The organism is Rubritalea spongiae (assembly GCF_042652385.1).
Classification (GTDB): domain Bacteria; phylum Verrucomicrobiota; class Verrucomicrobiia; order Verrucomicrobiales; family Akkermansiaceae; genus Rubritalea; species Rubritalea spongiae.
The window spans coordinates 3559173-3581212 of record NZ_JBHSJM010000001.1; the positions used below are offsets into that span (position 1 = coordinate 3559173).

The 22040-nt window shown below is 42.6% G+C and carries 28 protein-coding genes and 2 pseudogenes; 6 read left to right on the forward strand and 24 right to left on the reverse strand.

Going from position 1 to position 22040, the window contains the following annotated elements; translation table 11 throughout:
* Nucleotides 1-79: 79 nt before the first annotated feature.
* From ACFPK9_RS15760 to ACFPK9_RS15780, 5 genes are all read left to right on the forward strand, one after another.
* A complete protein-coding gene (locus tag ACFPK9_RS15760; RefSeq protein WP_377092500.1) occupies nucleotides 80-475 on the forward strand; it encodes a hypothetical protein in 396 nt (131 codons plus the stop codon).
* Nucleotides 476-555: 80 nt separating this feature from the next.
* A complete protein-coding gene (locus tag ACFPK9_RS15765) occupies nucleotides 556-876 on the forward strand; it encodes a bactofilin family protein (protein WP_377092501.1) in 321 nt (106 codons plus the stop codon).
* A gap of 107 nt (nucleotides 877-983) precedes the next feature.
* Nucleotides 984-1496 carry a GtrA family protein gene (locus tag ACFPK9_RS15770; protein WP_377092502.1) on the forward strand — a complete coding sequence of 171 codons (513 nt, stop codon included), beginning with the start codon at nucleotides 984-986 and terminating at the stop codon, nucleotides 1494-1496.
* A gap of 21 nt (nucleotides 1497-1517) precedes the next feature.
* The gene (locus tag ACFPK9_RS15775; protein ID WP_377092503.1) at nucleotides 1518-2279 is read left to right on the forward strand and encodes a glycosyltransferase family 2 protein; all 762 of its coding nucleotides are present in this window, start codon (nucleotides 1518-1520) and stop codon (nucleotides 2277-2279) included.
* Between the two features lie 239 nt (nucleotides 2280-2518).
* Nucleotides 2519-3880, forward strand: a complete 1362-nt coding sequence (locus ACFPK9_RS15780; protein ID WP_377092504.1) for a hypothetical protein — start codon at nucleotides 2519-2521, stop codon at nucleotides 3878-3880.
* 535 nt (nucleotides 3881-4415) lie between these two features.
* Here the strand turns inward: ACFPK9_RS15780 and ACFPK9_RS15785 are convergent.
* The 14 genes and pseudogenes from ACFPK9_RS15785 to ACFPK9_RS15850 all read right to left on the reverse strand — a co-directional run.
* Nucleotides 4416-5096: pseudogene (locus tag ACFPK9_RS15785) on the reverse strand (IS5 family transposase); the annotation flags it as partial.
* Between the two features lie 139 nt (nucleotides 5097-5235).
* Nucleotides 5236-5478 (reverse strand): hypothetical protein, encoded by a 243-nt coding sequence (locus ACFPK9_RS15790; protein WP_377092505.1) that lies wholly within the window; start codon nucleotides 5476-5478, stop codon nucleotides 5236-5238.
* Between the two features lie 630 nt (nucleotides 5479-6108).
* Complete coding sequence (locus ACFPK9_RS15795; protein WP_377092506.1) at nucleotides 6109-6402, reverse strand: type II toxin-antitoxin system RelE/ParE family toxin; 294 nt, start codon at nucleotides 6400-6402, stop codon at nucleotides 6109-6111.
* The gene (locus ACFPK9_RS15800) at nucleotides 6402-6623 is read right to left on the reverse strand and encodes an addiction module protein (protein ID WP_377092507.1); all 222 of its coding nucleotides are present in this window, start codon (nucleotides 6621-6623) and stop codon (nucleotides 6402-6404) included. Before ACFPK9_RS15800 ends, ACFPK9_RS15795 begins: the two co-directional genes overlap by 1 nt.
* 188 nt (nucleotides 6624-6811) lie before the next feature.
* The gene (locus ACFPK9_RS15805; protein ID WP_377092508.1) at nucleotides 6812-7042 is read right to left on the reverse strand and encodes a ribonuclease E inhibitor RraB; all 231 of its coding nucleotides are present in this window, start codon (nucleotides 7040-7042) and stop codon (nucleotides 6812-6814) included.
* 19 nt (nucleotides 7043-7061) lie between these two features.
* On the reverse strand, nucleotides 7062-7265 hold the full coding sequence (locus tag ACFPK9_RS15810; RefSeq protein WP_377092509.1) for a hypothetical protein: 204 nt from the start codon (nucleotides 7263-7265) through the stop codon (nucleotides 7062-7064).
* 549 nt (nucleotides 7266-7814) lie between these two features.
* Complete coding sequence (locus ACFPK9_RS15815) at nucleotides 7815-7997, reverse strand: hypothetical protein (RefSeq protein ID WP_377092510.1); 183 nt, start codon at nucleotides 7995-7997, stop codon at nucleotides 7815-7817.
* Nucleotides 7998-8341: 344 nt separating this feature from the next.
* A complete protein-coding gene (locus tag ACFPK9_RS15820) occupies nucleotides 8342-8950 on the reverse strand; it encodes an FMN-binding negative transcriptional regulator (RefSeq protein ID WP_377092511.1) in 609 nt (202 codons plus the stop codon).
* Between the two features lie 143 nt (nucleotides 8951-9093).
* Nucleotides 9094-9654 (reverse strand): hypothetical protein, encoded by a 561-nt coding sequence (locus tag ACFPK9_RS15825; RefSeq protein WP_377092512.1) that lies wholly within the window; start codon nucleotides 9652-9654, stop codon nucleotides 9094-9096.
* 102 nt (nucleotides 9655-9756) lie between these two features.
* Complete coding sequence (locus ACFPK9_RS15830; RefSeq protein ID WP_377092513.1) at nucleotides 9757-10167, reverse strand: hypothetical protein; 411 nt, start codon at nucleotides 10165-10167, stop codon at nucleotides 9757-9759.
* Nucleotides 10168-11176: 1009 nt separating this feature from the next.
* Nucleotides 11177-11386 carry a hypothetical protein gene (locus tag ACFPK9_RS15835; RefSeq protein ID WP_377092514.1) on the reverse strand — a complete coding sequence of 70 codons (210 nt, stop codon included), beginning with the start codon at nucleotides 11384-11386 and terminating at the stop codon, nucleotides 11177-11179.
* A gap of 230 nt (nucleotides 11387-11616) precedes the next feature.
* Nucleotides 11617-12297, reverse strand: coding sequence for a DUF2971 domain-containing protein (locus ACFPK9_RS15840; RefSeq protein ID WP_377092515.1), 681 nt, complete (start codon nucleotides 12295-12297; stop codon nucleotides 11617-11619).
* A gap of 637 nt (nucleotides 12298-12934) precedes the next feature.
* The gene (locus tag ACFPK9_RS15845) at nucleotides 12935-13366 is read right to left on the reverse strand and encodes an SMI1/KNR4 family protein (protein WP_377092516.1); all 432 of its coding nucleotides are present in this window, start codon (nucleotides 13364-13366) and stop codon (nucleotides 12935-12937) included.
* 651 nt (nucleotides 13367-14017) lie between these two features.
* Entirely contained in the window at nucleotides 14018-14278 is a 261-nt protein-coding gene (locus tag ACFPK9_RS15850) for a hypothetical protein (RefSeq protein WP_377092517.1), read from the reverse strand.
* A gap of 336 nt (nucleotides 14279-14614) precedes the next feature.
* Here ACFPK9_RS15850 and ACFPK9_RS15855 point away from each other — a divergent pair.
* Nucleotides 14615-15295: pseudogene (locus tag ACFPK9_RS15855) on the forward strand (IS5 family transposase); the annotation flags it as partial.
* A gap of 148 nt (nucleotides 15296-15443) precedes the next feature.
* On the opposite strand, the gene ACFPK9_RS15860 reads toward ACFPK9_RS15855, so the two are convergent.
* The 10 genes from ACFPK9_RS15860 to ACFPK9_RS15905 all read right to left on the reverse strand — a co-directional run bounded on the left by ACFPK9_RS15860 (nucleotide 15444) and on the right by ACFPK9_RS15905 (nucleotide 21394).
* On the reverse strand, nucleotides 15444-15896 hold the full coding sequence (locus ACFPK9_RS15860; protein WP_377092518.1) for a ribonuclease E inhibitor RraB: 453 nt from the start codon (nucleotides 15894-15896) through the stop codon (nucleotides 15444-15446).
* Between the two features lie 135 nt (nucleotides 15897-16031).
* Entirely contained in the window at nucleotides 16032-16256 is a 225-nt protein-coding gene (locus ACFPK9_RS15865; protein ID WP_377092519.1) for a hypothetical protein, read from the reverse strand.
* A 273-nt stretch (nucleotides 16257-16529) separates the two neighbouring features.
* The gene (locus tag ACFPK9_RS15870; RefSeq protein WP_377092520.1) at nucleotides 16530-16880 is read right to left on the reverse strand and encodes a hypothetical protein; all 351 of its coding nucleotides are present in this window, start codon (nucleotides 16878-16880) and stop codon (nucleotides 16530-16532) included.
* Between the two features lie 335 nt (nucleotides 16881-17215).
* Nucleotides 17216-17710, reverse strand: coding sequence for a hypothetical protein (locus ACFPK9_RS15875; protein WP_377092521.1), 495 nt, complete (start codon nucleotides 17708-17710; stop codon nucleotides 17216-17218).
* Between the two features lie 133 nt (nucleotides 17711-17843).
* Complete coding sequence (locus ACFPK9_RS15880; RefSeq protein WP_377092522.1) at nucleotides 17844-18257, reverse strand: hypothetical protein; 414 nt, start codon at nucleotides 18255-18257, stop codon at nucleotides 17844-17846.
* Nucleotides 18258-18400: 143 nt separating this feature from the next.
* Nucleotides 18401-19099: an FRG domain-containing protein gene (locus ACFPK9_RS15885; protein WP_377092523.1), complete on the reverse strand. Its 699-nt coding sequence runs from the start codon at nucleotides 19097-19099 to the stop codon at nucleotides 18401-18403.
* A 233-nt stretch (nucleotides 19100-19332) separates the two neighbouring features.
* A complete protein-coding gene (locus ACFPK9_RS15890) occupies nucleotides 19333-19797 on the reverse strand; it encodes a hypothetical protein (protein WP_377092524.1) in 465 nt (154 codons plus the stop codon).
* Nucleotides 19798-19962: 165 nt separating this feature from the next.
* Nucleotides 19963-20256, reverse strand: coding sequence for a type II toxin-antitoxin system RelE/ParE family toxin (locus ACFPK9_RS15895; RefSeq protein WP_377092506.1), 294 nt, complete (start codon nucleotides 20254-20256; stop codon nucleotides 19963-19965).
* Complete coding sequence (locus tag ACFPK9_RS15900) at nucleotides 20256-20477, reverse strand: addiction module protein (protein WP_377092507.1); 222 nt, start codon at nucleotides 20475-20477, stop codon at nucleotides 20256-20258. The genes ACFPK9_RS15895 and ACFPK9_RS15900 overlap by 1 nt, the downstream gene beginning before the upstream one ends.
* Before the next feature lie 188 nt (nucleotides 20478-20665).
* On the reverse strand, nucleotides 20666-21394 hold the full coding sequence (locus tag ACFPK9_RS15905; RefSeq protein ID WP_377092525.1) for a hypothetical protein: 729 nt from the start codon (nucleotides 21392-21394) through the stop codon (nucleotides 20666-20668).
* Nucleotides 21395-22040 lie beyond the last annotated feature (646 nt).

Genomic DNA, 22040 nt, shown 5'->3' on the forward strand with positions numbered 1-22040 from the left:
GCGTTTTGTTGGGCTTTGTGTGACGGAAATTATGGTTATTGGGACTTGTGATGGGTGATGTCTTGGCCATGGTGGGGGTATGGAAATCGTAAAAAGAACGTCTCAGGACTATACGGATATTGAAGAGATTTTGGGTGAAAATCCTGATGCTACTCAGCTAGAGATGTTGGCCGGGATTGACTGTGATGCTGAGGATATTGAGGCGCAGCGCCAAGCGGGAGAGGAGGATCCAATGGCCGCGATCGAATTGATTGCGCAGTGGAATCCGGATACGAAGGAAGGGATTCTGGATTGGTACTTTGCTCGCGAATCTACGATTGATGACGATGAGCCGGCAATTGAGCACGGTGGGCCGTTATTTGCTTTTCGTTTTACTTCAGATGAACCAGATCTTGAGATGTTAATTGAGAAAGCTGTGCCAGCGCTGAGCGAGGCGGTGGAGTGGGCAGAATTTACTCTGGACGAGGAAGAGTGATTAGCTGAATGGGGAAATATTGATTTTCGGAATAATCCATATTGCTCTCTGACAAAAATTATGCAGACTGCAGTTTAATTATGGCAAACGCAACAAATGTTCTAGCAAGTGGGATCGAAATTACTGGTTCTATTAAGTTTTCAAATGACATGATCATCGATGGTAAGATCGATGGTGAAATTACTTCTGATAAGGGTAAGGTTACAATTGGTGAAAACGCGCAGATCAAGGGCGATATCAAAGCTGGTGAAGTAAAACTTTACGGTAATGTTGAGGGTAGAATTCAGTCTGATCGTTGTGAGCTAAAGTCTAGTTCTAAGATCAATGGTGATATCAAGACGAAGATGTTCAGCGTAGAGGAAGGTGCTTCCCTTAAGGGTAGCACTGAAATCGGTGGATAATTTCGCGTCCCCATAAGTATTTTCCGAGACGTAGTTGGTTAACAGCTACGTCTTTTTTTTTTTACAAGTTGATCATTTCTAGCTGAGTTGTTGCTTGGCACTCTGTGATGAAGCGTAAGCACAAGCTGTCGATTATAGTTCCTGTTTTTGGAGAGATTCCTCTGCATCCTGAGGTTGCGTTTGAGGAATTGAAAATGAAGGAAGGTCCATTGTGGGCACAGTTCTTTAAGTATGGACTTTGCGGTGTGCTATCGACAGTTATTTTAGTTTTGGTGATGCTCATGTTTCAGTTGTTTGCACCTGATTTTATGTCGAATGATTTGCCTGTGGAGGACCGTCAGGTGAACTTGAGAATTGCTCTATTTTCGGCGTTTGTACCAGCAAACCTGTTTGCATATTTTACTAATCGATGGTTGGTATTTACTCCTGGGAAGTATGGTTTTTGGCGTGAAATTGGAGTGTTTACCTTGATTTCGATTATTAGTTTTATAGGTGGTGAGGTAGGCAAGGTATGGATGGTGAACTGGGGGTTTGCTAATTGGGCAGCAGCAATGGCTTTTGCAGTGAGTTCTGCAATGGTGAATTTTGTAGCGAGAAAGTTCTTGGTCTTCGCACGTTAATTTGCCTAATAGCCCTTAGTTATGCCCACTTGTTCGATTGAAAAGCCACTAACAGTGGTGATCCCGGCTTATAATGAGGAGAAGACTGTCGCTCAGGTGATCGACGTTGTACTTGCGGTGCCGATTGTGGGTGAGGTTATAGTGGTGGATGATTGCTCTTCTGATAGAACTGCAGAGATAGTAGGTACGATAGCTGATAGTGAACCTATGGTGCGGCTACTCCGACATGAGGTGAATCAGGGGAAGGGCGCTGCACTACGTACTGGTTTTCAGGGGGCGACCCTGCCGTTTGTCATAGTTCAAGATGCTGATCAAGAATACGATCCGAATGAGTTTCCACTCGTGGTGATGCCATTGATCAATGGTGATTGTGATGTTTGTTATGGTTCTCGTTATTTACGAGATAATCCTCGGCGGGTTTTGCGCTTCTGGCATACAATGGGGAATCGTTTCCTAACAACGCTATCTAATATGGTTACTGATCTTTACGTAACGGATATGGAAACCTGCTATAAGGCATTTCGTCGCGAGGTGATTCAGAATATCAAGATTGAGGAAAATCGGTTTGGTTTTGAGCCTGAGGTAACGGCGAAAATTGCGCGACGGAGATTACGAGTGATGGAGGTGGCAGTTTCGTATTATCCACGTTCATTTGATGAAGGTAAACACATTGGTTGGAAAGATGGTGTGCGCGCGGTGTATTGTATTTTTAAGTATGGCATTTGGCGCCGGAATCAGAGTGTGATGATGCTTGAAAGTTCTGAGGCTTCATCGAATTCGTAAGCTTAATTGATTTGTTAGGTTTTTCTAAATCAGAAAATGGGGTATTCTGGGGAAGTATTTTCCTCGGCTTAGTATGGATTCTTTACCGACTCCTATTGAACGAGAGTTGGATTCTAGATGATGAGGCGACGCACTATCTTTTTTCAAAGAGTGTGTGGGTGAATGAAGATCAGTTATTCAATCAGTGGACGAGGCCTGGACGGAATTTGATACACTGTATAGTGGCTCCGTTTGGGCTTATGGCGACGCGCATATACACTTTGGTGTTGGCGTTTGTAGCTGTTTGGCTGACGGTGTTAGTGGGGCGAATATTGAAAGTGAGAGCGTTGTGGATAGTGCCTTTGATGTTGATTTTTCAATCGTGGTTTCCTGAGCTTTCGTATCCTGTGTTGACACAGACGCCGTTCATGTTGGTTTGGATCTTAGGGATTTGGCTCGCACTTAAACAGAGATACCATCTCGCAGCGTGGAGTTTTGGTTACTTATCGTTGATTAGGCACGAAGGGATTATACTGACAGCGTTGTGGGGGATTTGGTTGAGTTGCCAGCCAGGCGGCTTTTTACGCCATGTCTGGCAGTCGGTTCATTATAAGGGGGCAGTAGATGAACTCTGGCCGAGTCTGGGGCGTGATAGTTTGTATGGGCTAAGTACGTTGGCCCCAATATTGATATACAACGTGTTAGCGCTGAGTTTACATGGAAGTTTTCCATTTGCTGTGTATTTTGCGTCTGAGCCGACGACAATGTACGGTAGCGGTACGATATACCATTATGTGCCTTTGATAATGGCTGGAGTAGGCTATGTGACTTCAATTTTTGCGCTTTTCGGGATGTGGGGAATTCGGAAGAACTGGGCGCCGTGGAGTTTATTGTTGGTGACATATCTCAGTTATTTTACTTTGCATTCACTTGTATATTGGAGGGGAGCTTTTGCTTCTGGTGGTTATTACCATTTTTTGATGCCGATGGCTCCGTTTGTGGCATTGTTAGCAGCTGAAGGCTTTATTTCTGCGAGAGAGCATTTTAAGAAAAAGAAGCGGATGTTCACCATGATAACGGTGGCCATAGTAGGATTTCAAGGGATTCACATGAATCACCATCAGAATGTGTATCAAGACTGGCAAGGGATTCACCGAGGTGAGGCGAAATTTCGATATTCAGTATGTGCTTCTACGATTTCCAAAGGGGAGTACCATAATGCCATTGAAGAAGCCTTGGAGTGGATTGAACAGAAGTATCCGAGCGATCGCCCAATTGTAGGAAAGCACATTGCAGTGAAATTATTACTTGATCAATCAGCTAGCAAAGAGCTGCAAGAGCTTGAATTTTCACCGCTTTATAGAATGCCTGTGGGAACTTTGTATGTTTGGGATTCGAGTTATTGTGAACAAGAAAATCGCATTAAGTATGCCTCCTTTGTAGAGAGTCAAGATTGGCAGGCTGTAGAGTTTATTGAAAAAAAATATTCACCAAAGGAGGCTTCAAGTGAACGTGATAGCTATAGTGTGATCGTATTTGAGAAAGTCACGGCGAATGATACTTCAGATAAAGTTTATGATGAGTTAGGTGAGGCAGATAAGTACAATAGCATTTATAAATGACGTAAAGGACACCAACTAGGAACTTTACATGGAACTGCGCTGTGGGTTTAGAGTGAGAATTACCAGAGAGATGCGGAACTCAACCACGGTGAGTGGTTGGATGCAGCGTCTTGTTCGCTAAGTTAGTTTTACGACAAGTTCTATGCCATAGTAATGCCACTGCTGAGATTGTGAAAAGTATGAACTCTAGGACCCAAGAAGGAAGGAGCAGATCAATACTGTCTTGGTAAGTGAGAAGTTTATTTTCATTTGTATGGAGTGTATAAAGGCGTGTTTCTCCACTGAATAGGTGGAAGATATCTGTCGGCTTCGCAGAAATCCCTACTGATATAGGTTCACCTTTACGTATAGCGGTGTCTAATGCTGGGAAATTAGCGAGCTTTTCATTTAGTGAGAGCGTAATGTCGCCTATATTGAAGTATGTTCTTCGAGGTACTTGTGACGGGGTAAAGCCGTGGTTATTCGTGTTGTAGGAACTGTTGTAATCAACTCTTTTTATTCTAGTAGGGATTCCTAGGCCGTGTGGAAAAATTGACTATCTAATCCAATCCATTATGGATGCAAGACATATGAAGGATACGAAAGTCTCGCTCAATCTATCGTAGCGAGTGCCTATTCTTCTATAGCGCTTAATTCTAGCAAAGTAGTTCTCTACTACATGACGCCTTTTACCGACTTCTTTGATATAAAAGGGCTTCTTCTTTCGATTTTTTCGCCCAGGTATGAGTGCCACGCCTCCGAGCTTTTCAATATGCTCTCTCAAGGCGTCTGAATCGTAACCTTTGTCAGCAAGTACAATACAGTCGGCAAGTTCACCTAATAGCTCTTCAGCTGTTTTTATTTCAGCTTCATTGCCTGGGCGAAGGATTAGATCTAGCAACTTTCCATTACTATTTGTCATCGCATGTAGCTTGCTGTTTCGACCACCTTTTGTTTTCCCAAAGCATTGATCTTTAGAGGTGTCACATTGATAGCAAGCATCCTGGTGAACTTTAATGTGAGACCCATCAATGATTTTGAATTGATCCTCGTTTTTGAGTTTAGCTGTGGCCTCTAGTAACTCCTTGAAGACTCCTTTTTTAGACCAACGCAGATGAAACCGATAGACACTATTCCACTTTCCGTAGCGCTCAGGAAGCTGATTCCACTGGGCTCCTGTTACCAGTATCCACCAGATTCCGTTCAGAGTTCGGTCAAAATTAGCAGGTTTTCTGCCTTTTCCTGAACTGTTAGATTTTCTCTGCTGAGATTTAAGTTAATTTTTTTAGGTGCTCTTTGAGCACGTCCGGCATCGCTGTCGCAAATTTATTCATTTTCCAGCGGAAGAATGCCGGATTTCATTGATAAATCAACGATTAATCAATTTGTCCACACGGCCTAGAGTTATATTTAATCTCAGACCCTATGAACTTAATTTCGGCTTTTTGAGCAACTGTCTCTGATCCTTCAAGAGAGTTTAACTTGTGCTTGAGTGCGTCTAAAATTACTTCATGGCGAGTAATCTCCTCATGTAAGATTTGAGCTTCTGATTTCTCAGTGGCAAAGAGTGTTGCGCTAGAGAGTGTTAAAATAGTTAGGGCTTTGAGTGAAGTTTTCATATTTAGTAGAACGTAAAGCACACCAACCGCGACCGTTGGAGGCCAGTGTGAGATTATGGATGAAAGGTAGAATTACCAGAAATGGAGCGGAACTCAACCGCGGTAAGCGGTTGGGTACAGCGTCTTGTTCTGTAAGGCAATTTAGGGAAGTTGCAGCTTTGAATATTGTGATGATGCCGTGAAACCAAATTCGAGGAATGATCGAGAAATCTGTAAATTTCGAAGGCCAAATGGCAGAAATGTTCGAAACTGAAATCGGTAACTTCAATTAACCGGAACAATCAACAAAGTGCTTTGAAATCTGAAACTGAGGGAATGAGAAACCGTGTTTTCGCAGCTAACTAAAAGAGATCTTCACGAGTGATTACGCTTCAACGGAGAATTGAGATGAGCGACGAGCGGTGCATTCTATGCTGCGATCAGAATAGTTTTACGAATGGAGATCGAATCTGAAAGAAGCGGATAATTTAACAGAACGTAAAGCACACCAACCACGAACCTTGCCGAGAAACTGTGCTAAGGGTTTAAAGTGAGAATTATCAGAGAGGAGAGCGGAACTCAACCACGGTGAGTGGTTGGGTGCAGCGTCTTGTTCTGCAAAGGCAGTTTAAAAGGAGAGACTATGATAAATCAGAAGTCTTTGAGCCATGACCTTGGCTTCCTGTGCTGATGAAATACAGAGAGAATTACTATCTCATCATCTTCAACACTGTAAAATATGGAATAGGGGAAGCGTCTTAGAAGAAACCTGCGAATCTCCAAATCAACAGGACTCCAGGCTTGTGGCATCTCTAGTATAAGGTCAATAGCTCGATCGAACTCATCTAGAAATGTTGTGCCGAGACGTGAAGTATAGTCTTCATAAAACGCAACGGCCTCAGCGAGCTCAACAGCAGCTGATTCGATCAGGCGGTATTTATCCACTAGGAAAGGCTATTACGAAGTGAAGCTACAAATGAGGCGCCGTCAAATGAGCGCGTCTTACCAGATCTATATGCAGCAAGCCTATCTTTGGCTTCAGTAACATGCTCATCGAGATAAGAAATCTTCTTTGAGCTAAGGCTAGCTTGAAGATGATCAACGAGAACTGCGCGATCTGATTCAGATAGCTTCAGTGCTTGAGATTCGATTTGAGCTATATCCATGTATGCAACTTAGTGTTCACTTGAGTGTGATGCAAGGTGAAAGCTTCGCTTTTTTAGCAGAACGTAAAGCACACCAACCACGAACTTTGCCGTGGAACTGCGCTGTGGGTTTAAAGTGAGAATTATCAGAGAGGAGAGCGGAACTCAACCGCGGTGAGCGGTTGGGTGCAGCGTCTTGTTAGCCAAAGTCAGTTTTGTTTGGTAGGGCCTACATCCATGCCGTCATAGCTGCTAATATTATGCTTGTGAGCTAATTTGTAGAGTTCGTCATTACGCGCATCCAACGATGATGGAGAGTGTGTTTCAATCTTCTCTACGTGCAGATACCAGAGAGGGTTTTCATCTTCGCTATCTCTATCAGCTTGGTAAATATCAACAAATGTATAGCCTTGAGACTCCAGATCAGTCTTGATGTTCATGAATGATTCCGGATTAGAGTCAGTGAAAAAAGTATCCCCACAACATGGCGTTATCCATATCCCATTTTGAGGTCTTGCTGATATTCGTGAACATTGACTCTAGAGAATCAAGTGTGATGACTTTACCTGGAACTTCTGTCTTCATCTGCTGGTTGGATTGATTCGTATAGGATTCCTTACAAGATAGTAATGATAAAAAGCTGAGGATTACTATGCGCTTCATAATTTAGGCTAACGTAAAGCACACCAACCACGAACTCTACGTGAAGACTGTGCTGTGGGTTTAAAGTGAGAATTATCAGAGAAGAGAGCGGAACTCAACCACGGTGAGTGGTTGGGTGCAGCGTCTTGTTCTACAAAGGCGATTTTAAGGTGAGTGGTGAGGTGCTGCGAGTTACGTAAAGCTGTTTCATTGTGCTGGAGGGTTCACCTGAAACGATCGACCTCAGAAAGCAACATGCTAAGCCTGATTCTGAAAAATCATCGCTCATTTAGTTAGCAATGTGTTGAGACGAACTGAGGAAAAGCTGAGCATTCAGAAATCGCTTATCTGCAATTCGCGAATGTAGAGGAAATGTCTTAGGAAAAGAGAATGAGTGAAATCTAAAGGACCGCGCAACAATCAGAAATAAAAGGGCTGAATGTACTAAACGTGTGTGATTTAGCAAAAACAGCTCAAATTTAGTAGAACGTAAAGCACACCAACCGCGACCGTTGTGGGCCAGTGTGATATTTTGGGTGAAAGATAGAATTACCAGTAATGGAGCGGAACTCAACCGCGGTGAGTGGTTGGGTGCAGCGTCTTGTTCTGCAAGGCGATCCCTGCGGAAATGATAGAGTGACCAGTGAAGAATGAAAGCCGTGATGTTTCGTGCAACTTGCTGGAGGAGTAACCGAGAATGTTCGAACTCAGAAAGCAACAGGCTGAGCCTGATTCTGAGAAACCATCGCTCATTTAGCAAGCGACGTGCTGAGACGAAGTGAGTGAAATCTGAGAATTCAGAAAACGTGAGTCTGCGATTCGCGAATGTAGAGAAGATGTCTTCGAGAAATGAATGATTGAAGAAAGAGAAGACATCTAACCGAAGAGTAATAAAAGCATCGGATGTACTGAAAATGAGCGATTTATCATAAACTGCGCAAATTTAGCAGAACGTAAAGCACACCAACCACGAACTCTGCTGAGGAACTGCGCTATGGGTTTAAAGTGAGAATTACCAGAGAGGGGAGCGAAACTCAACCACGGTGAGTGGTTGGGTGCAGCGTCTTGTTCGGCAGAGCCAGTTTAAAAGGGTGGAGTTAGAGTTTGTTAGCCTGTGCCATAAACTCAGAAGTCTGATGATCAAAAGGACAACCAGAATGTTTGAGTGAATCAATAACCTTCGACTTATCTTCAAATGACTTATTCTGGTTCATCTTGAAGGAAGCTTGGATGTCAGTAGGCGTGATCTGAAAAACTACAAAACCAGAAAGAAGTTGAATGTATCTGTCGTCACTTCGATCTAAAGCCCAAGGATCTTCAGAACCTTCGTTATCTTGCACTAAGGCGTCGAGAAAATCTAGAACCTCGTCTTGAGAATCGATGATCTTGATGTCTCCAGTCACAGACACGGCACTGTAGTTCCATGTAGGAACGTTGAACTCGGACTCATAGTACTTCGGTGAGATGTATGAGTGCGGTCCTGAGAATACTACTTTAACTTTTGAGTTTTGAGTCCAGCTCTTCCATTGCGGGTTTGCTCGCGCAATGTGACCATAGATAGTCCCGTCAGCTTTTAGGTGAAGAGGAGTTTGTGTGTCGTGAATCACGTCACCATCCGTGGAGATGAGTAAACCAAATGCGTTCTCCTTAATGAAGGAGTTGATGGTGTTTTGGTCTTCAACTTTGAATCTAGGAGGAACGTACATAATTTAGCCGAACGTAAAGCACACCAACCACGAACTTCGCCGTGAAACTATGCTGTGGATTTAAAGTGAGAATTACCAGAGAGGGGAGCGGAACTCAACCACGGTGAGTGGTTGGGTGCAGCGTCTTGTTCTGCAGAGGCAATTTATAGGTTGTCTGCATAATAGTGTAGACTGTGTTCTTCTCCTTCAGACAAGAACCTCAAAACCTTGTTAATAGGCATATTCATAGCGGTACCGTTATCAGAGGATAATAAAGTTCTGGTCGTAAAACTATGAGGGATCTTTTCTTTATATTCAGGATTGCGATCCATGTACGATTCGTACGACTCCCAGAATAAGTTTGCGTCTGTGTTTCGCTTGATAACCTCTCCAGTGTAAGCGCCGCCCCATAATATGGTGTTTTCTAGTTCCTTATCTGCGTAATCAGATCTGTTTGTAAAGACGTGTAGGAGGTATTGATCTACGACTTGGAGACTGTCTTTGCTAAAGTCGAGCTTCTGTCGATCTAACATAGCTGCTGCTGCAATGTCTGTACCATTACTGATAGCCCCAATGAAAAGACCAGAGAATGAATGAAAAATGCTATTTAGTTCTTCATCAAAAGTGATTGTGATTTCTTTTGGAGTTGTAGCTTCTTGAGGAGCTTCTTCTTGATTCTCTGATTTACCAAAAAGGGAGCGAAGTTTGTTTATGCGTTTTTTCATGATTGTTGTATTTAGCAGAACGTAAAGCACACCAACCACGAACTTTACGTGGAAACTGTGCCTTGGGTTTAATGTGAGAATTACCAGAGCGGGGAGCGGAACTCAACCACGGTGAGTGGTTGGGTGCAGCGTCTTGTTCGGCAGAGGCAATTTTTCTTGGCGCTTAATTTTGTAGTTTGAATCGTAGTAGTCCTTGTAGATAAAGTCTTGGTCCTGATAAATGTGGTCGACTTCGATGTTCCTGATAACCTTGTTAATAGAGTTCCATGGCATAGTGCGTATCAGAAACCGGTTCTCGTCACCTTTAGTCTGAATCCCAGCTATAGCTGAGTACGTAATGCTAGAGAGTGAGTTCGTCGCTTGATCGGAAGCCGATGTAACTTTTAAAGGGGTTTTGGGGTTTGAATAGAAACCTGAGATAAAACCTTCGTCTTCAGACCCTATGGAATAAATCGAAATTCTACCGTCCTGGACTCTCACATAATGGTCGCTATCGTCTAAACTCTGAATCATGGAACCAGCGTGATAAATTCCTTCTACGTTCGATGGAATGAATAGCACTGAAGTACCGCAAAAAGCTATGATGGTAGCGATGAAATAGATCCTGCGTTTTTTATGAAGCGTGGACATTTTAGCCGAACGTAAAGCACACCAACCGCGACTATTGTGGGCCAGTGTGAGATTTTGGGTGAAAGATGGAATTATCAGAAATGGAGCGGAACTCAACCGCGGTGAGCGGTTGGGTGCAGCGTCTTGTTCTACAAAGGCGATTTTAAGGTGAGTGGTGAGGTGCTGCGAGTTACGGAAAGCTGTTTCATCGTGCTGGAGGATTCATCTGAAACGATCGACCTCAGAAAGCAACATGTTAAGCCTGATTCTGAAAAATCATCGTTCATTTAGTTAGCAATGTGTTGAGACGAACTTAGGAAAAGCTGAGCATTCAGAAATCGCTTATCTGCAATTCGCGAATGTAGAGAAAATGTCTTAGGACAAGAGAATGAGTGAAATCTAAAGGACCGCGCAACAATCAGAAATAAAAGGGCTGAATGTACTAAACGTGTGTGATTTAGCAAAAACAGCTCAAATTTAGTAGAACGTAAAGCACACCAACCACGAACTTTACGTGGAATCTGCACTGTGGGTTTAAAGTTAGAATTATCAGAGAGGAGAGCAGCGCGCAACCGCGGTCAGTGGTTGGGTGCAGCGTCTTGTTCGGCAAAGTCAATTTCTACGAGCTCCGTATGAAGGTCTCCTCTTGTCATGCCTGATCACAGTAATTCGAATGTAATCAGGAAACACTTTGAACAAAAAATGAATAGGGAAGTCTTTGAGGTTGGACCTCCTTAAACCTGCACCAATTAGGTCAAAATGGTGTCTCTCTGGATGACGACGAGCATATTCTAATGCCGCTGTCAGATCAGTCCAAAAACGATCACCTAAGCTAGGTGAAATATCCTCGTAATATGCAAGAAGCTCGCGAGCCTCTGAAGGAACACGAGGATGGTAGTTGAGGTCTCTCATGTTAACTGCGCCCGACTTGCTTCAGGAACTCTTCATGGGATAGAAGATCTACAGCGCCAGTGTTCATTTCTTCTTCTCTCCGAATGACTTCATCATCATCTGGACCTAATGGATGATGAGGGAGTTCATGAATAAGAAACGCCAAAAGGCCTTCTTTTTCCTCAAAGGTTAAGGAAGCAGCTTGTTTCTGAACATCTAGGAGGCTAACCATGGTTGAATTCTACTCGAAGCTTTGATTTACGCAAGAACTCCTTTATTTAGCCGAACGTAAAGCACACCAACCGCGACCGTTGGAGGCAAGTGTGAGATTTTGAGTGAAAGGTAGAATTACCAGAAATGGAGCGGAACTCAACCGCGGTAAGCGGTTGGGTGCAGCGTCTTGTTAGCTAGGGCGGTCCCTGTGGCCATAGTCGGTGTTATTTATCATATACATTGCCGTGACTAAGGGGTTTCAATAGACTCGCTGAGAACTGAGTATGAATGCTCGTCCATTTCAGCCCTGACTACAGAACAGTCATCTAGACCACTCTTTTTAAGAGCAATCTTCACGTATTCTTCTTCCAGAGGGCATCTGTAGCCCAATATGATGCGTTTAAGGAAGTCTTCTGGAATATCTAGGAAATAGTGGCCACCAGAGATTGTGCATGATGACAAATCGACATGTACTCTATATTCTTGTTCGTATGACCAACCTGTTGACTTCTGGTGAATCATTGCGTCTACAATGGGTCGCATATATACATCATCGTTGAGTTTATTAGTGTTAATGATAGGCCTGTTGTTTGTATATCTTATTTCTTTAACAGTATCATTAAGAATGTGATCGAACTCCAGTGCGACTCCATAATGATTGTTTGCATAGTGTGACCATAATACAGGTTCTTTGGCAGACTCACTCATGCAAATAATACCAAACTGACTATTTAAACTGTTAATGATTGAATCCATGATATGTGTGGCAATCTGACGATATTGAGGCATGACACCCTCGATGCCCGGTCGCCATTCGAATGGATCATTAAATTCAGTAATTCTACCAACACGGAGCTTACCAGACTCTATAGTCTTTAGTGCAGCGTCGGCTGTTAGATAACGATATAAGAGTTTTGAAGAGGGTGTCATTTTTTAGCTAACGTAAAGCACACCAACCGCGACCGTTGGAGGCCAGTGTGAGATTTTGGGTTGAAGGTTGAATTACCAGAAATGGAGCGGAACTCAACCGCGGTGAGCGGTTGGGTGCAGCGTCTTGTTCTGTAAGGCAATTTAGAGAAGCTGCAGCTTTGAATATTGTGATGATGCCGTGAACCAAATTTGAGGAATGATCGAGAAATCTGTAAATTTCGAAGGCCAAATGGCATAAATGGTCGAAACTGAAATCGGTAAATTTAACCAACAGGAACAATCAAATAAGTGCTTTGAAATCTAAAATCTGGAGAATTAGACACTGTGTTTTCACAGCCAACCAAAAGAGATCTTCGCGAGTGATTATACGTCAACGGAGAATTGAGATGAGCGACGAGCGGTGTTTCCTATGCTGCGATCAGAATAGTTTTACGAATGGATATCGAATCTGAAAGAAGCGTACAATTTAACAGAACGTAAAGCACACCAACCACGAACCTTGCCGAGGAACTGCGCTATGGGTTTAAAGTGAGAATTATCAGAGAGAGATGCGGAACTCAACCACGGTGAGTGGTTGGGTGCAGCGTCTTGTTAGGCAAAGGCAGTTTAACAATGGATGGAGTTGGGAGAGGAGCAGCTAAAGATTGTATGGTTGAATAGAATTAAGGAATACTGAAAAGTTTGTGAAGGCTTCGGTGAACTCCATGTATCCGCCATCCCATCTATATATCGGATCTTCTGCCTTACAGCCATCTTTGAAAACAAGATAGCCGAACCCTGAAGAAGCAAACGGATAATGACCATGATTGTGCATCTCTGAAATGAAGAATGGGTAATCATCAGCTACTGATTGCCAGCTAGGCAGTGGCAAAAAAATGTGCTCTTCGGGCCATTCTACATCAGGAACATCTGCTAAAAAAAATAAACCTGATATAGCGTGTTCCTTTAGAATTTGAGCATACCAAGAAGGGCAATGGATCAACTTATCGTTCTCATCCCAGTTTTCATCAATGACGGTAATATTGTAGTTTTCAGCATGTTGAATGCTCCCTCTATGTTCATCAGACATGAGTTTTTGAATGGTAGCCGTTATTTCTAGATTTATGTGTTCTGACATTTTTTATTTAGCCTAACGTAAAGCACACCAACCGCGAACTTTACGTGGAAACTGTGCTGTGGGTTTAAAGTTAGAATTACCAGAAAGGAAAGCGGAACTCAACCGCGGTGAGCGGTTGGGTGCAGCGTCTTGTTCTACAAAGGCGATTTTAAGGTGAGTGGTGAGGTGCTGCGAGTTACGGAAAGCTGTTTCATCGTGCTGGAGGATTCACATGAAACGGTCGACCTCAGAAAGCAACATGCTAAGCCTGATTCTGAAAAATTATCGCTCATTTAGTTAGCAATGTGCTGAGACGAACTTAGGAAAATCTGAGCATTCAGAAACCGCTTATCTGCAATTCGCGACTGTAGAGAAAATGTCTTAGGAAAAGAGAATGAGTGAAATCCAAAGGACCGCGCAACAATCAGAAATAAAAGGGCTGAATGTACTAAACGTGTGTGATTTAGCAAAAACAGCTCAAATTTAGTAGAACGTAAAGCACACCAACCGCGACCGTTGTGGGCCAGTGTGATATTTTGGGTGAAAGATAGAATTACCAGAAAGGAAAGCGGAACTCAACCGCGGTGAGCGGTTGGGTGCAGCGTCTTGTTAGACAAAGGCAATTTAGAGAAGTTGGTGTTGGGCAATAGACTTAAGCAACTCAGCAGATCCCACTGAATCGACAGTCTTATGAATCTCAATGTATGTAGATTCTTTAAAATCCTTAGAGACAGAAACATTGTGAATCATGTGTAATCTACTCAGAATATTGTCGATCCAGCGCCAATCATCATCAGTAATAGGATCAGGAGCTCCTGCGCGGGCAAAACCGTCAATATCCCCCCTGAATCTCTGATAGATCTTGATTTTCTCTACTGTGATCATTTCGACTGTTCTGGGATTGGAGGAAAGGTCTCTTTGTACACTTCTTCGTAAAACTCTGGAGCCATAAAAGACATGCAGCTAGCTTGAGTGAATATGATCAAGCTGGTGATGGTGATATATAGAGAGATCTTCATGAAAGTGGAACTAAGTGCAAACTCTGTGTTATTTAGTCTAGGCCGTGTGGACAAATTGATTAATCGTTGATTTATCAATGAAATCCGGCATTCTGCCGCTGGAAAATGAATAAATTTGCGACAGCGATGCCGGACGTGCTCAAAGAGCACCTAAAAAAATTAACTTAAATCTCAGCAGAGAAAATCTAACAGTTCAGGAAAAGGCAGAAAACCTGCTAATTTTGACCGAACTCTGAACGGAATCTGGTGGATACTGGTAACAGGAGCCCAGTGGAATCAGCTTCCTGAGCGCTACGGAAAGTGGAATAGTGTCTATCGATTTCATCTGCGTTGGTCTAAAAAAGGAGTCTTCAAGGAGTTACTAGAGGCCTCAGCTAAACTCAAAAACGAGGATCAATTCAAAATCATTGATGGGTCTCACATTAAAGTTCACCAAGATGCTTGCTATCAATGTGACACCTCTAAAGATCAATGCTTTGGGAAAACAAAGGGTGGTCGAAACAGTAAGCTACATGCGATGACAAATAGTAATGGAAATTTGCTAGATCTAATCCTTCGTCCAGGCAATGAAGCTGAAATAAAAACAGCTGAAGAGCTATTAGGTGAACTTGCCGACTGTATTGTACTTGCTGACAAAGGTTACGATTCAGACGCCTTGAGAGAGCATATTGAAAAGCTCGGAGGCGTGGCACTCATACCAGGGCGAAAAAATCGAAAGAAGAAGCCTTTTTATATCAAAGAAGTCGGTAAAAGGCGTCATGTAGTAGAGAACTACTTTGCTAGAATTAAGCGCTATAGAAGAATAGGCACTCGCTACGATAGATTGAGCGAGACTTTCGTATCCTTCATATGTCTTGCATCCATAATGGATTGGATTAGATAGTCAATTTGTCCACACGGCCTAACGTAAAGCACACCAACCACGAACTTTGCCGTGGAACTGCGCTGTGGGTTTAAAGTGAGAATTATCAGAGAGGAGAGCGGAACTCAACCGCGGTGAGCGGTTGGGTGCAGCGTCTTGTTAGCCAAAGTCAGTTTTGTTTGGTAGGGCCTACATCCATGCCGTCATAGCTGCTAATATTATGCTTGTGAGCTAATTTGTAGAGTTCGTCATTACGCGCATCCAACGATGATGGAGAGTGTGTTTCAATCTTCTCTACGTGCAGATACCAGAGAGGGTTTTCATCTTCGCTATCTCTATCAGCTTGGTAAATATCGACAAATGTATAGCCTTGAGACTCCAGATCAGTCTTGATGTTCATGAATGATTCCGGATTAGAGTCAGTGAAAAAGTATCCCCACAACATGGTGTTATCCATATCCCATTTTGAGGTCTTGCTGATATTCGTGAACATTGACTCTAGAGAATCAAGTGTGATGACTTTACCTGGAACTTCTGTCTTCATCTGCTGGTTGGATTGATTCGTATAGGATTCCTTACAAGATAGTAATGATAAAAAGCTGAGGATTACTATGCGCTTCATAATTTAGGCTAACGTAAAGCACACCAACCACGAACTATGCCGTGAACCTGTGCTGTGGGTTTAATGATAATTATCAGAGAGGAGAGCGGAACTCAACCACGGTGAGTGGTTGGGTGCAGCGTCTTGTTAGGCAAGTCAGTTTTTGAGTGATTCGGCAGCTCCTTCGGCGAGTTCTGAATAGTTAGCCTTGTATTCGTAAGAAACGTCTAATTCTTCTGATATCTTTTGGAATTCTCTGGAGACATCATCGTAACGTCCAGCTTGAAGAGCTTCCGCAGAGGTGTCGACTAGCTGCTTTGTGGCTCCACCGAAGTCGCTGTTATATTGTAACTTGGTGACGAATTCTGCCAAAAGAAACATGAGACATGCCCAAGCAAAAGTTAACACACCGAAAATGATCCTGAGCGATCGCTTTTTGAGCCAAGCTGTAGAGAATGTAAAAATTGCGAGTACTACGAAAAATAGAGCTATGATTATGTATGACATGTGTAATTTAGCCTAACGTAAAGCACACCAACCGCGACCGTTGGAGGCCAGTGTGAGATTTTGGGTGAAAGATGAAATTACCAGAAATGAAGCGGAACTCAACTGCGGTAAGCGGTTGGGTGCAGCGTCTTGTTCTCCAGAGACAATTTATGAGTTCGTTCTTTGGGAGTTTTTCCGCTGCTTATTGAAAGAAGCTTGCTCTTTTCTGAATCTCTTTAAAGCTAGTTTTTCATCGGCTTTGGCATAACCGAGAGCCTCAGATTCGAGTCTCTTAATATGAGGTAAATTTATGATCGACTGTATATGTTCCATAGGAGGTAGTTCAGAAAGCTTCTCATTCATAAACGCTTTCGATTCAGCATCTCCGTATATCCAGAGGCATATAGGGAATTCAGCTGAGTATTCAGCAATCGCAATAAGTTCTTCGATAGTAGTCGTAAGCTCTACTTGAGCTTCTGGTTCTTCTTCAGAAAGGGTGTTAAAGTGCCGGTAGAGCATCGATGCTAAATTATAGATATGAGATCTCAGTGTAGCAGAGTTCTCAGTGCATACTGCATCACGGCAATTGAAGAACCTGTAATGGAGCCAGAACCACGAATCCTCGAATAACAATCTTATGTCATCATTCTCGATCGCTTGGTCTAGGTGCATTGAGATGCCCTTAAACTCTCTGTACATGAAATGGAGTTTCGTCATTTTAGGAGAACGTAAAGCACACCAACCGCGACCGTTGTAGGCCAGTGTGAGATTTTGGGTTAAAGACAGAATTACCAGAAATGGAGCGGAACTCAACCGCGGTAAGCGGTTGGGTGCAGCGTCTTGTTATGCAGAGGCTATTTTAGTGCAGCTTTGATAGTGTCCAACGTATGAATCGATGACCAATAGACCTTATGATCATGATTATCATCTTTGACATGCTCTCCAATGTACCAAATACCTTCTGTATTATGGGCTGAATTAGGAATATGAGGGCACATAGAACCAGCTAGATCAGACCAGTTAAACTCTATCAGTTGCTGGGCGGAGGAGCCTTTCAGAATGTGGCTACTTGAAAAAGATACATGAAACTTTGCGACTATGCTCGGATATGGCTTACCATCTTTGATTGTAGCATGCAGAAAAAGATTCCGAGCCTCTTCTTCTGTAATTTCTTTACCGTCGTTGAAGTACTTCACAGAGTATTTAGAGGGTTTTCCAACGAGTACGAGAGAGGAAGCTGAAATAGCGTCAGTGAGATTTTGTGAATTCGGAGGGAGTGCAGGAACACCCGAGAATAGGCTGGGTGTCAGAGAGACTGTTAGTAGTAGAGAGAGGAATATTTTTAGCATAACGTAAAGCACACCAATCGCGACCGTTGGAGGCCAGTGTGAGATTTTGGGTGAAAGATAGAATTACCAGAAATGGAGCGGAACTCAACCGCGGTAAGCGGTTGGGTGCAGCGTCTTGTTCTCCAAAGTCAATTTAGTGTGAGTTCTGTGACTTAGTAAGATCCTTACTGAGAAAATGACGAAATGAAGGGAAAGCATAATACATAAGAGCAATGAGAAGAATGCCAGGAAACAAGACGCAAATAAAAACTGATGAAACAGTGTAGTTCCATCCAATGACTTCAAACCAGAGAAGAAAGTCGACTGAGCGATCGAATAGCCAATCTGAAAAGACTCTGAAATCGGGTATGAAAACAAGAGATGTACCAACAAGGACTAAAAATATGATCTTGAGTATGTGTTTACCTAAAATCTTATCAATTAGAGAAATGTAGACAAGTGGTGCGATGATGTAATACGCAATGATGTTGATTTCGTTGTAGGAAAAACCTGTGAGATCAGAGAGTGACTTCAGTATTTCGTATACAGCTTGAAAGACGCTATGCATTATTTAGGAGAACGTAAAGCACACCAACCGCGACCGTTGGAGGCCAGTGTGAGATTTTGGGTGAAAGGTAGAATTATCAGAAATGGAGTGGAACTCAACCGCGGTGAGCGGTTGGGTGCAGCGTCTTGTTATGCAAAGGCAATTTAGGTCATCTCAGAGGTCTCATAATTGATATGCCTTGAGACACCCTCGACATCTGGATATATGAAGTGTTCGGTAATGCCGTAGTCTGATAGTTGAAGTCTGATCTCACTCTTTAAACTGCTTGGAATGTGTAATTCGCAGAGATTTTTAATATCTGGAATATTCTCGTCTATCTGAGCTTCGATAGTCTCGTTTGGGGGAGAGTGTACTGTAAAAAGTCCTTTCTGATTCAGCATACGACCATCTAGAGCCTTTGTTATCAGTGCACATCCGTGAAGGTTTGATTGGTTGAGTTTAGCTGTGTCAATATCGACTACTTTTTTGGGGCTGTAGCAATATATAATTCCATTAGATTCTGGCTCTGCAGAAACTGCAAAATATGCTGCGACGAGAGGGTTAGCAGTCCAATCAAGTAGTCTTGTAGCAAGGCCGTGGTGTTGTGCATATGCTAGAGCTTCCCACTTGTTGTCAGTCTGAATTGATATATAGGGGAACGCCTCATCTTGCCATGCGTTAAAGCGCCCAAGGTCTTTATCTTCTGGTAGATAGAAATCAGTTCTTCCTGCTTTTGGTAAAAGTTTCCACTCTTCATTAGCTTGTCCGCGAAACCAATAACCAATGCCATTATGGTGACGTGTATATCTTAGAATTTTGTGAAAATGCTCTAAACTTTCTATGATGTATTTGTCGGGTTTCATTTTTAGCATAACGTAAAGCACACCAGCCACGAACTCTGCCGAGGAACTGTGCTATGGTTTTAAAGTTAAAATTATCAGAGAGGGGAGCGGAACTCAACCACGGTGAGTGGTTGGGTGCAGCGTCTTGTTCGCTAGAGACGTTTTTGACGAGCGAGATAGAGATATGAAAAAGGTATCTCGGTATATAGAAGTTTTATCGCGTCTTCTGAAAATGGGTTACAGCGAAATGGATGCTAAAAAGATTGCGAAGATTGAGTGTTTTCCCAAATGAGAATGCTTTGATCTGAAAGTTCTTCACCTCTAATGTCCTGCCATGATTTTGCCGCATTAATCCATGCCGTTCTGTTTGGCTCAATCTCAGGGATTTTGGAGTTAATTTCAGTTCTGGCATCCTTATCAAAATTAGATGAATCCACAATGGAGAGATGGAAATTGGTAATTTCTTCCCACTTTTTATCAGACGTCATCTCACTGAGTATATAGTCGATGAGTGATCTCATTGATAGCGCTCTTCCCACATGTTTTAGGTAGTGTAAATCTTCTGTTAGGTATTCATGAAGTTTAACATTAGAGCTGATGGATACATTATGAAGTCCAAGTTTAAGCATAATGTTGAGTGCCATGTTTGATTTAGCTGGTTCATTTACCGTGAACCACCAGTGGTGAATTATGTCTAAGGGGGTTGATTGACTTTTCATATTTAAGCGAACGTAAAGCACACCAACCACGAACCTTGCCGAGAAACTGTGCTAAGGGTTTAAAGTGAGAATTATCAGAGAGGAGAGCGGAACTCAACCACGGTGAGTGGTTGGGTGCAGCGTCTTGTTCTGCAAAGGCAGTTTAAAAGGAGAGACTATGATAAATCAGAAGTCTTTGAGCCATGACCTTGGCTTCCTGTGCTGATGAAATACAGAGAGAATTACTATCTCATCATCTTCAACACTGTAAAATATGGAATAGGGGAAGCGTCTTAGAAGAAACCTGCGAATCTCCAAATCAACAGGACTCCAGGCTTGTGGCATCTCTAGTATAAGGTCAATAGCTCGATCGAACTCATCTAGAAATGTTGTGCCGAGACGTGAAGTATAGTCTTCATAAAACGCAACGGCCTCAGCGAGCTCAACAGCAGCTGATTCGATCAGGCGGTATTTATCCACTAGGAAAGGCTATTACGAAGTGAAGCTACAAATGAGGCGCCGTCAAATGAGCGCGTCTTACCAGATCTATATGCAGCAAGCCTATCTTTGGCTTCAGTAACATGCTCATCGAGATAAGAAATCTTCTTTGAGCTAAGGCTAGCTTGAAGATGATCAACGAGAACTGCGCGATCTGATTCAGATAGCTTCAGTGCTTGAGATTCGATTTGAGCTATATCCATGTATGCAACTTAGTGTTCACTTGAGTATGACGCAAGGTGAAAGCTTCGCTTTTTTAGCAGAACGTAAAGCACACCAAACACGAACTTTGCCGAGGAACTGTGCTATGGGTTGAAAGTGAGAATTACCAGAAAGGAGAGCGGAACTCAACCGCGGTGAGTGGTTGGGTGCAGCGTCTTGTTCGCTAGAGTTAATTTTTGGGGTTATGTAATGCTTTGGTGTATGGATTATTGCCATTTTTAAAACGGTCACTTTCTAAAAATTTACGGTCTTCATCAGAAATAGGGAAGATGTTGGCCAATAAGTCTAACATACCTGAGTTTGTGCTAATATGACAGGTGTCATCAGGTATAACTATAATGAAGTTTTTATTTATGGGACATAATGTTCCATAATAAATGGGTTCTTCGTCTTTAATTATTTCAATTCCGTATACAGGAATGTAGTCACTTTGGGCGTTTTTCTCTATTTGTTCTTCAGAAAGTTGTTCTATAAATTCTTTCAGAAACTCTTTTTTTTGTTCCTTCGGAAGCTGAACAGAATCAGAAATTGGATATAAGTCCTTAACTATAAGATCTAGAAATACTTCATTCGGTTTTTCGACAACATCCATGAAGTTATGAGCAATGGGATTTTTATAGTCTAGTGAATGTAAGATAACCTTGTCTGCAGTGTTTATGAGTGTAATGAGTGACTTAAAATATGTATCCAATGCTACTGATCTATCAACTTTAGCTTGTTCCCTGAAAGAATGCGTTAGAGGAACCAGAACTCCATTAGGTTCCATAGGGTGGTGTTTATTCAAATCTGTAGCAATGATGTCTTCAGACTTATGTTCTTTATAGATTTGATTTGATTGAGCAGAAACTATCTCTGTCAAACAGATAGCTGTCACCAATGCGGTAGTTATTGATTTCATATTTAAGCGAACGTAAAGCACACCAGCCGCGACCGTTGGAGGCCAGTGTGAGATTTTGAGTTAATGTTAGAATTACCAGAAATGGAGCGGAACTCAACCGCGGTAAGCGGTTGGGTGCAGCGTCTTGTTAGGCAAGTCAGTTTTGTAAGGTGCGAGTCTCTACAAAGTTCCGAATTAGTTTAGTTTCATCTCTCTTCATCCAGAAAGCCAACAGTCCGAAAAGAGTGAATAAGACAACATTCTTAATGACAACTGATTCAGGGTTGATTCGTTCAAAAATTGAAAGAGTGACAGCGTAAACAGCACCGAAAGCTAAACACTGAAAAAGGACTTTTAAAGTGGCCCGTAAATCAAATTTAGGAAAATGGTCGATGTAGGATTCAGCCAATGAATAAGCGGAGTTTGAGTCTATCTCAGGAAACTCTTTGAGGATTCTTTTGTGCACGTTACTTATACGAGATGATCTGAACATGTTTTTATTTAGCCTAACGTAAAGCACACCAACCGCGACCGTTGGAGGCCAGTGTGAGATTTTGGATTAATGATGGAATTACCAGAAATGGAGCGAAACTCAACCGCGGTGAGCGGTTGGGTGCAGCGTCTTGTTAGCCAAGGGCAGTTTTGGTGGGTCGTGAAGGATGAGTAT

Bases quoted from the DNA above. Each gene is read 5' to 3' on its own strand.
- ACFPK9_RS15760 (WP_377092500.1), top strand. From the start codon at position 80: ATGGAAATCGTAAAAAGAACGTCTCAGGACTATACGGATATTGAAGAG.
- ACFPK9_RS15765 (WP_377092501.1), top strand. From the start codon at position 556: ATGGCAAACGCAACAAATGTTCTAGCAAGTGGGATCGAAATTACTGGT.
- ACFPK9_RS15770 (WP_377092502.1), top strand. From the start codon at position 984: ATGAAGCGTAAGCACAAGCTGTCGATTATAGTTCCTGTTTTTGGAGAG.
- ACFPK9_RS15775 (WP_377092503.1), top strand. From the start codon at position 1,518: ATGCCCACTTGTTCGATTGAAAAGCCACTAACAGTGGTGATCCCGGCT.
- ACFPK9_RS15780 (WP_377092504.1), top strand. From the start codon at position 2,519: ATGGCGACGCGCATATACACTTTGGTGTTGGCGTTTGTAGCTGTTTGG.
- ACFPK9_RS15790 (WP_377092505.1), bottom strand. From the start codon at position 5,478: ATGAAAACTTCACTCAAAGCCCTAACTATTTTAACACTCTCTAGCGCA.
- ACFPK9_RS15800 (WP_377092507.1), bottom strand. From the start codon at position 6,623: ATGGATATAGCTCAAATCGAATCTCAAGCACTGAAGCTATCTGAATCA.
- ACFPK9_RS15805 (WP_377092508.1), bottom strand. From the start codon at position 7,042: ATGAACATCAAGACTGATCTGGAGTCTCAAGGCTATACATTTGTTGAT.
- ACFPK9_RS15810 (WP_377092509.1), bottom strand. From the start codon at position 7,265: ATGAAGCGCATAGTAATCCTCAGCTTTTTATCATTACTATCTTGTAAG.
- ACFPK9_RS15815 (WP_377092510.1), bottom strand. From the start codon at position 7,997: ATGAGCGATGGTTTCTCAGAATCAGGCTCAGCCTGTTGCTTTCTGAGT.
- ACFPK9_RS15820 (WP_377092511.1), bottom strand. From the start codon at position 8,950: ATGTACGTTCCTCCTAGATTCAAAGTTGAAGACCAAAACACCATCAAC.
- ACFPK9_RS15825 (WP_377092512.1), bottom strand. From the start codon at position 9,654: ATGAAAAAACGCATAAACAAACTTCGCTCCCTTTTTGGTAAATCAGAG.
- ACFPK9_RS15830 (WP_377092513.1), bottom strand. From the start codon at position 10,167: ATGATTCAGAGTTTAGACGATAGCGACCATTATGTGAGAGTCCAGGAC.
- ACFPK9_RS15835 (WP_377092514.1), bottom strand. From the start codon at position 11,386: ATGGTTAGCCTCCTAGATGTTCAGAAACAAGCTGCTTCCTTAACCTTT.
- ACFPK9_RS15840 (WP_377092515.1), bottom strand. From the start codon at position 12,297: ATGACACCCTCTTCAAAACTCTTATATCGTTATCTAACAGCCGACGCT.
- ACFPK9_RS15845 (WP_377092516.1), bottom strand. From the start codon at position 13,366: ATGTCTGATGAACATAGAGGGAGCATTCAACATGCTGAAAACTACAAT.
- ACFPK9_RS15850 (WP_377092517.1), bottom strand. From the start codon at position 14,278: ATGATCACAGTAGAGAAAATCAAGATCTATCAGAGATTCAGGGGGGAT.
- ACFPK9_RS15860 (WP_377092518.1), bottom strand. From the start codon at position 15,896: ATGAAGCGCATAGTAATCCTCAGCTTTTTATCATTACTATCTTGTAAG.
- ACFPK9_RS15865 (WP_377092519.1), bottom strand. From the start codon at position 16,256: ATGTTTCTTTTGGCAGAATTCGTCACCAAGTTACAATATAACAGCGAC.
- ACFPK9_RS15870 (WP_377092520.1), bottom strand. From the start codon at position 16,880: ATGCTCTACCGGCACTTTAACACCCTTTCTGAAGAAGAACCAGAAGCT.
- ACFPK9_RS15875 (WP_377092521.1), bottom strand. From the start codon at position 17,710: ATGCTAAAAATATTCCTCTCTCTACTACTAACAGTCTCTCTGACACCC.
- ACFPK9_RS15880 (WP_377092522.1), bottom strand. From the start codon at position 18,257: ATGCATAGCGTCTTTCAAGCTGTATACGAAATACTGAAGTCACTCTCT.
- ACFPK9_RS15885 (WP_377092523.1), bottom strand. From the start codon at position 19,099: ATGAAACCCGACAAATACATCATAGAAAGTTTAGAGCATTTTCACAAA.
- ACFPK9_RS15890 (WP_377092524.1), bottom strand. From the start codon at position 19,797: ATGAAAAGTCAATCAACCCCCTTAGACATAATTCACCACTGGTGGTTC.
- ACFPK9_RS15900 (WP_377092507.1), bottom strand. From the start codon at position 20,477: ATGGATATAGCTCAAATCGAATCTCAAGCACTGAAGCTATCTGAATCA.
- ACFPK9_RS15905 (WP_377092525.1), bottom strand. From the start codon at position 21,394: ATGAAATCAATAACTACCGCATTGGTGACAGCTATCTGTTTGACAGAG.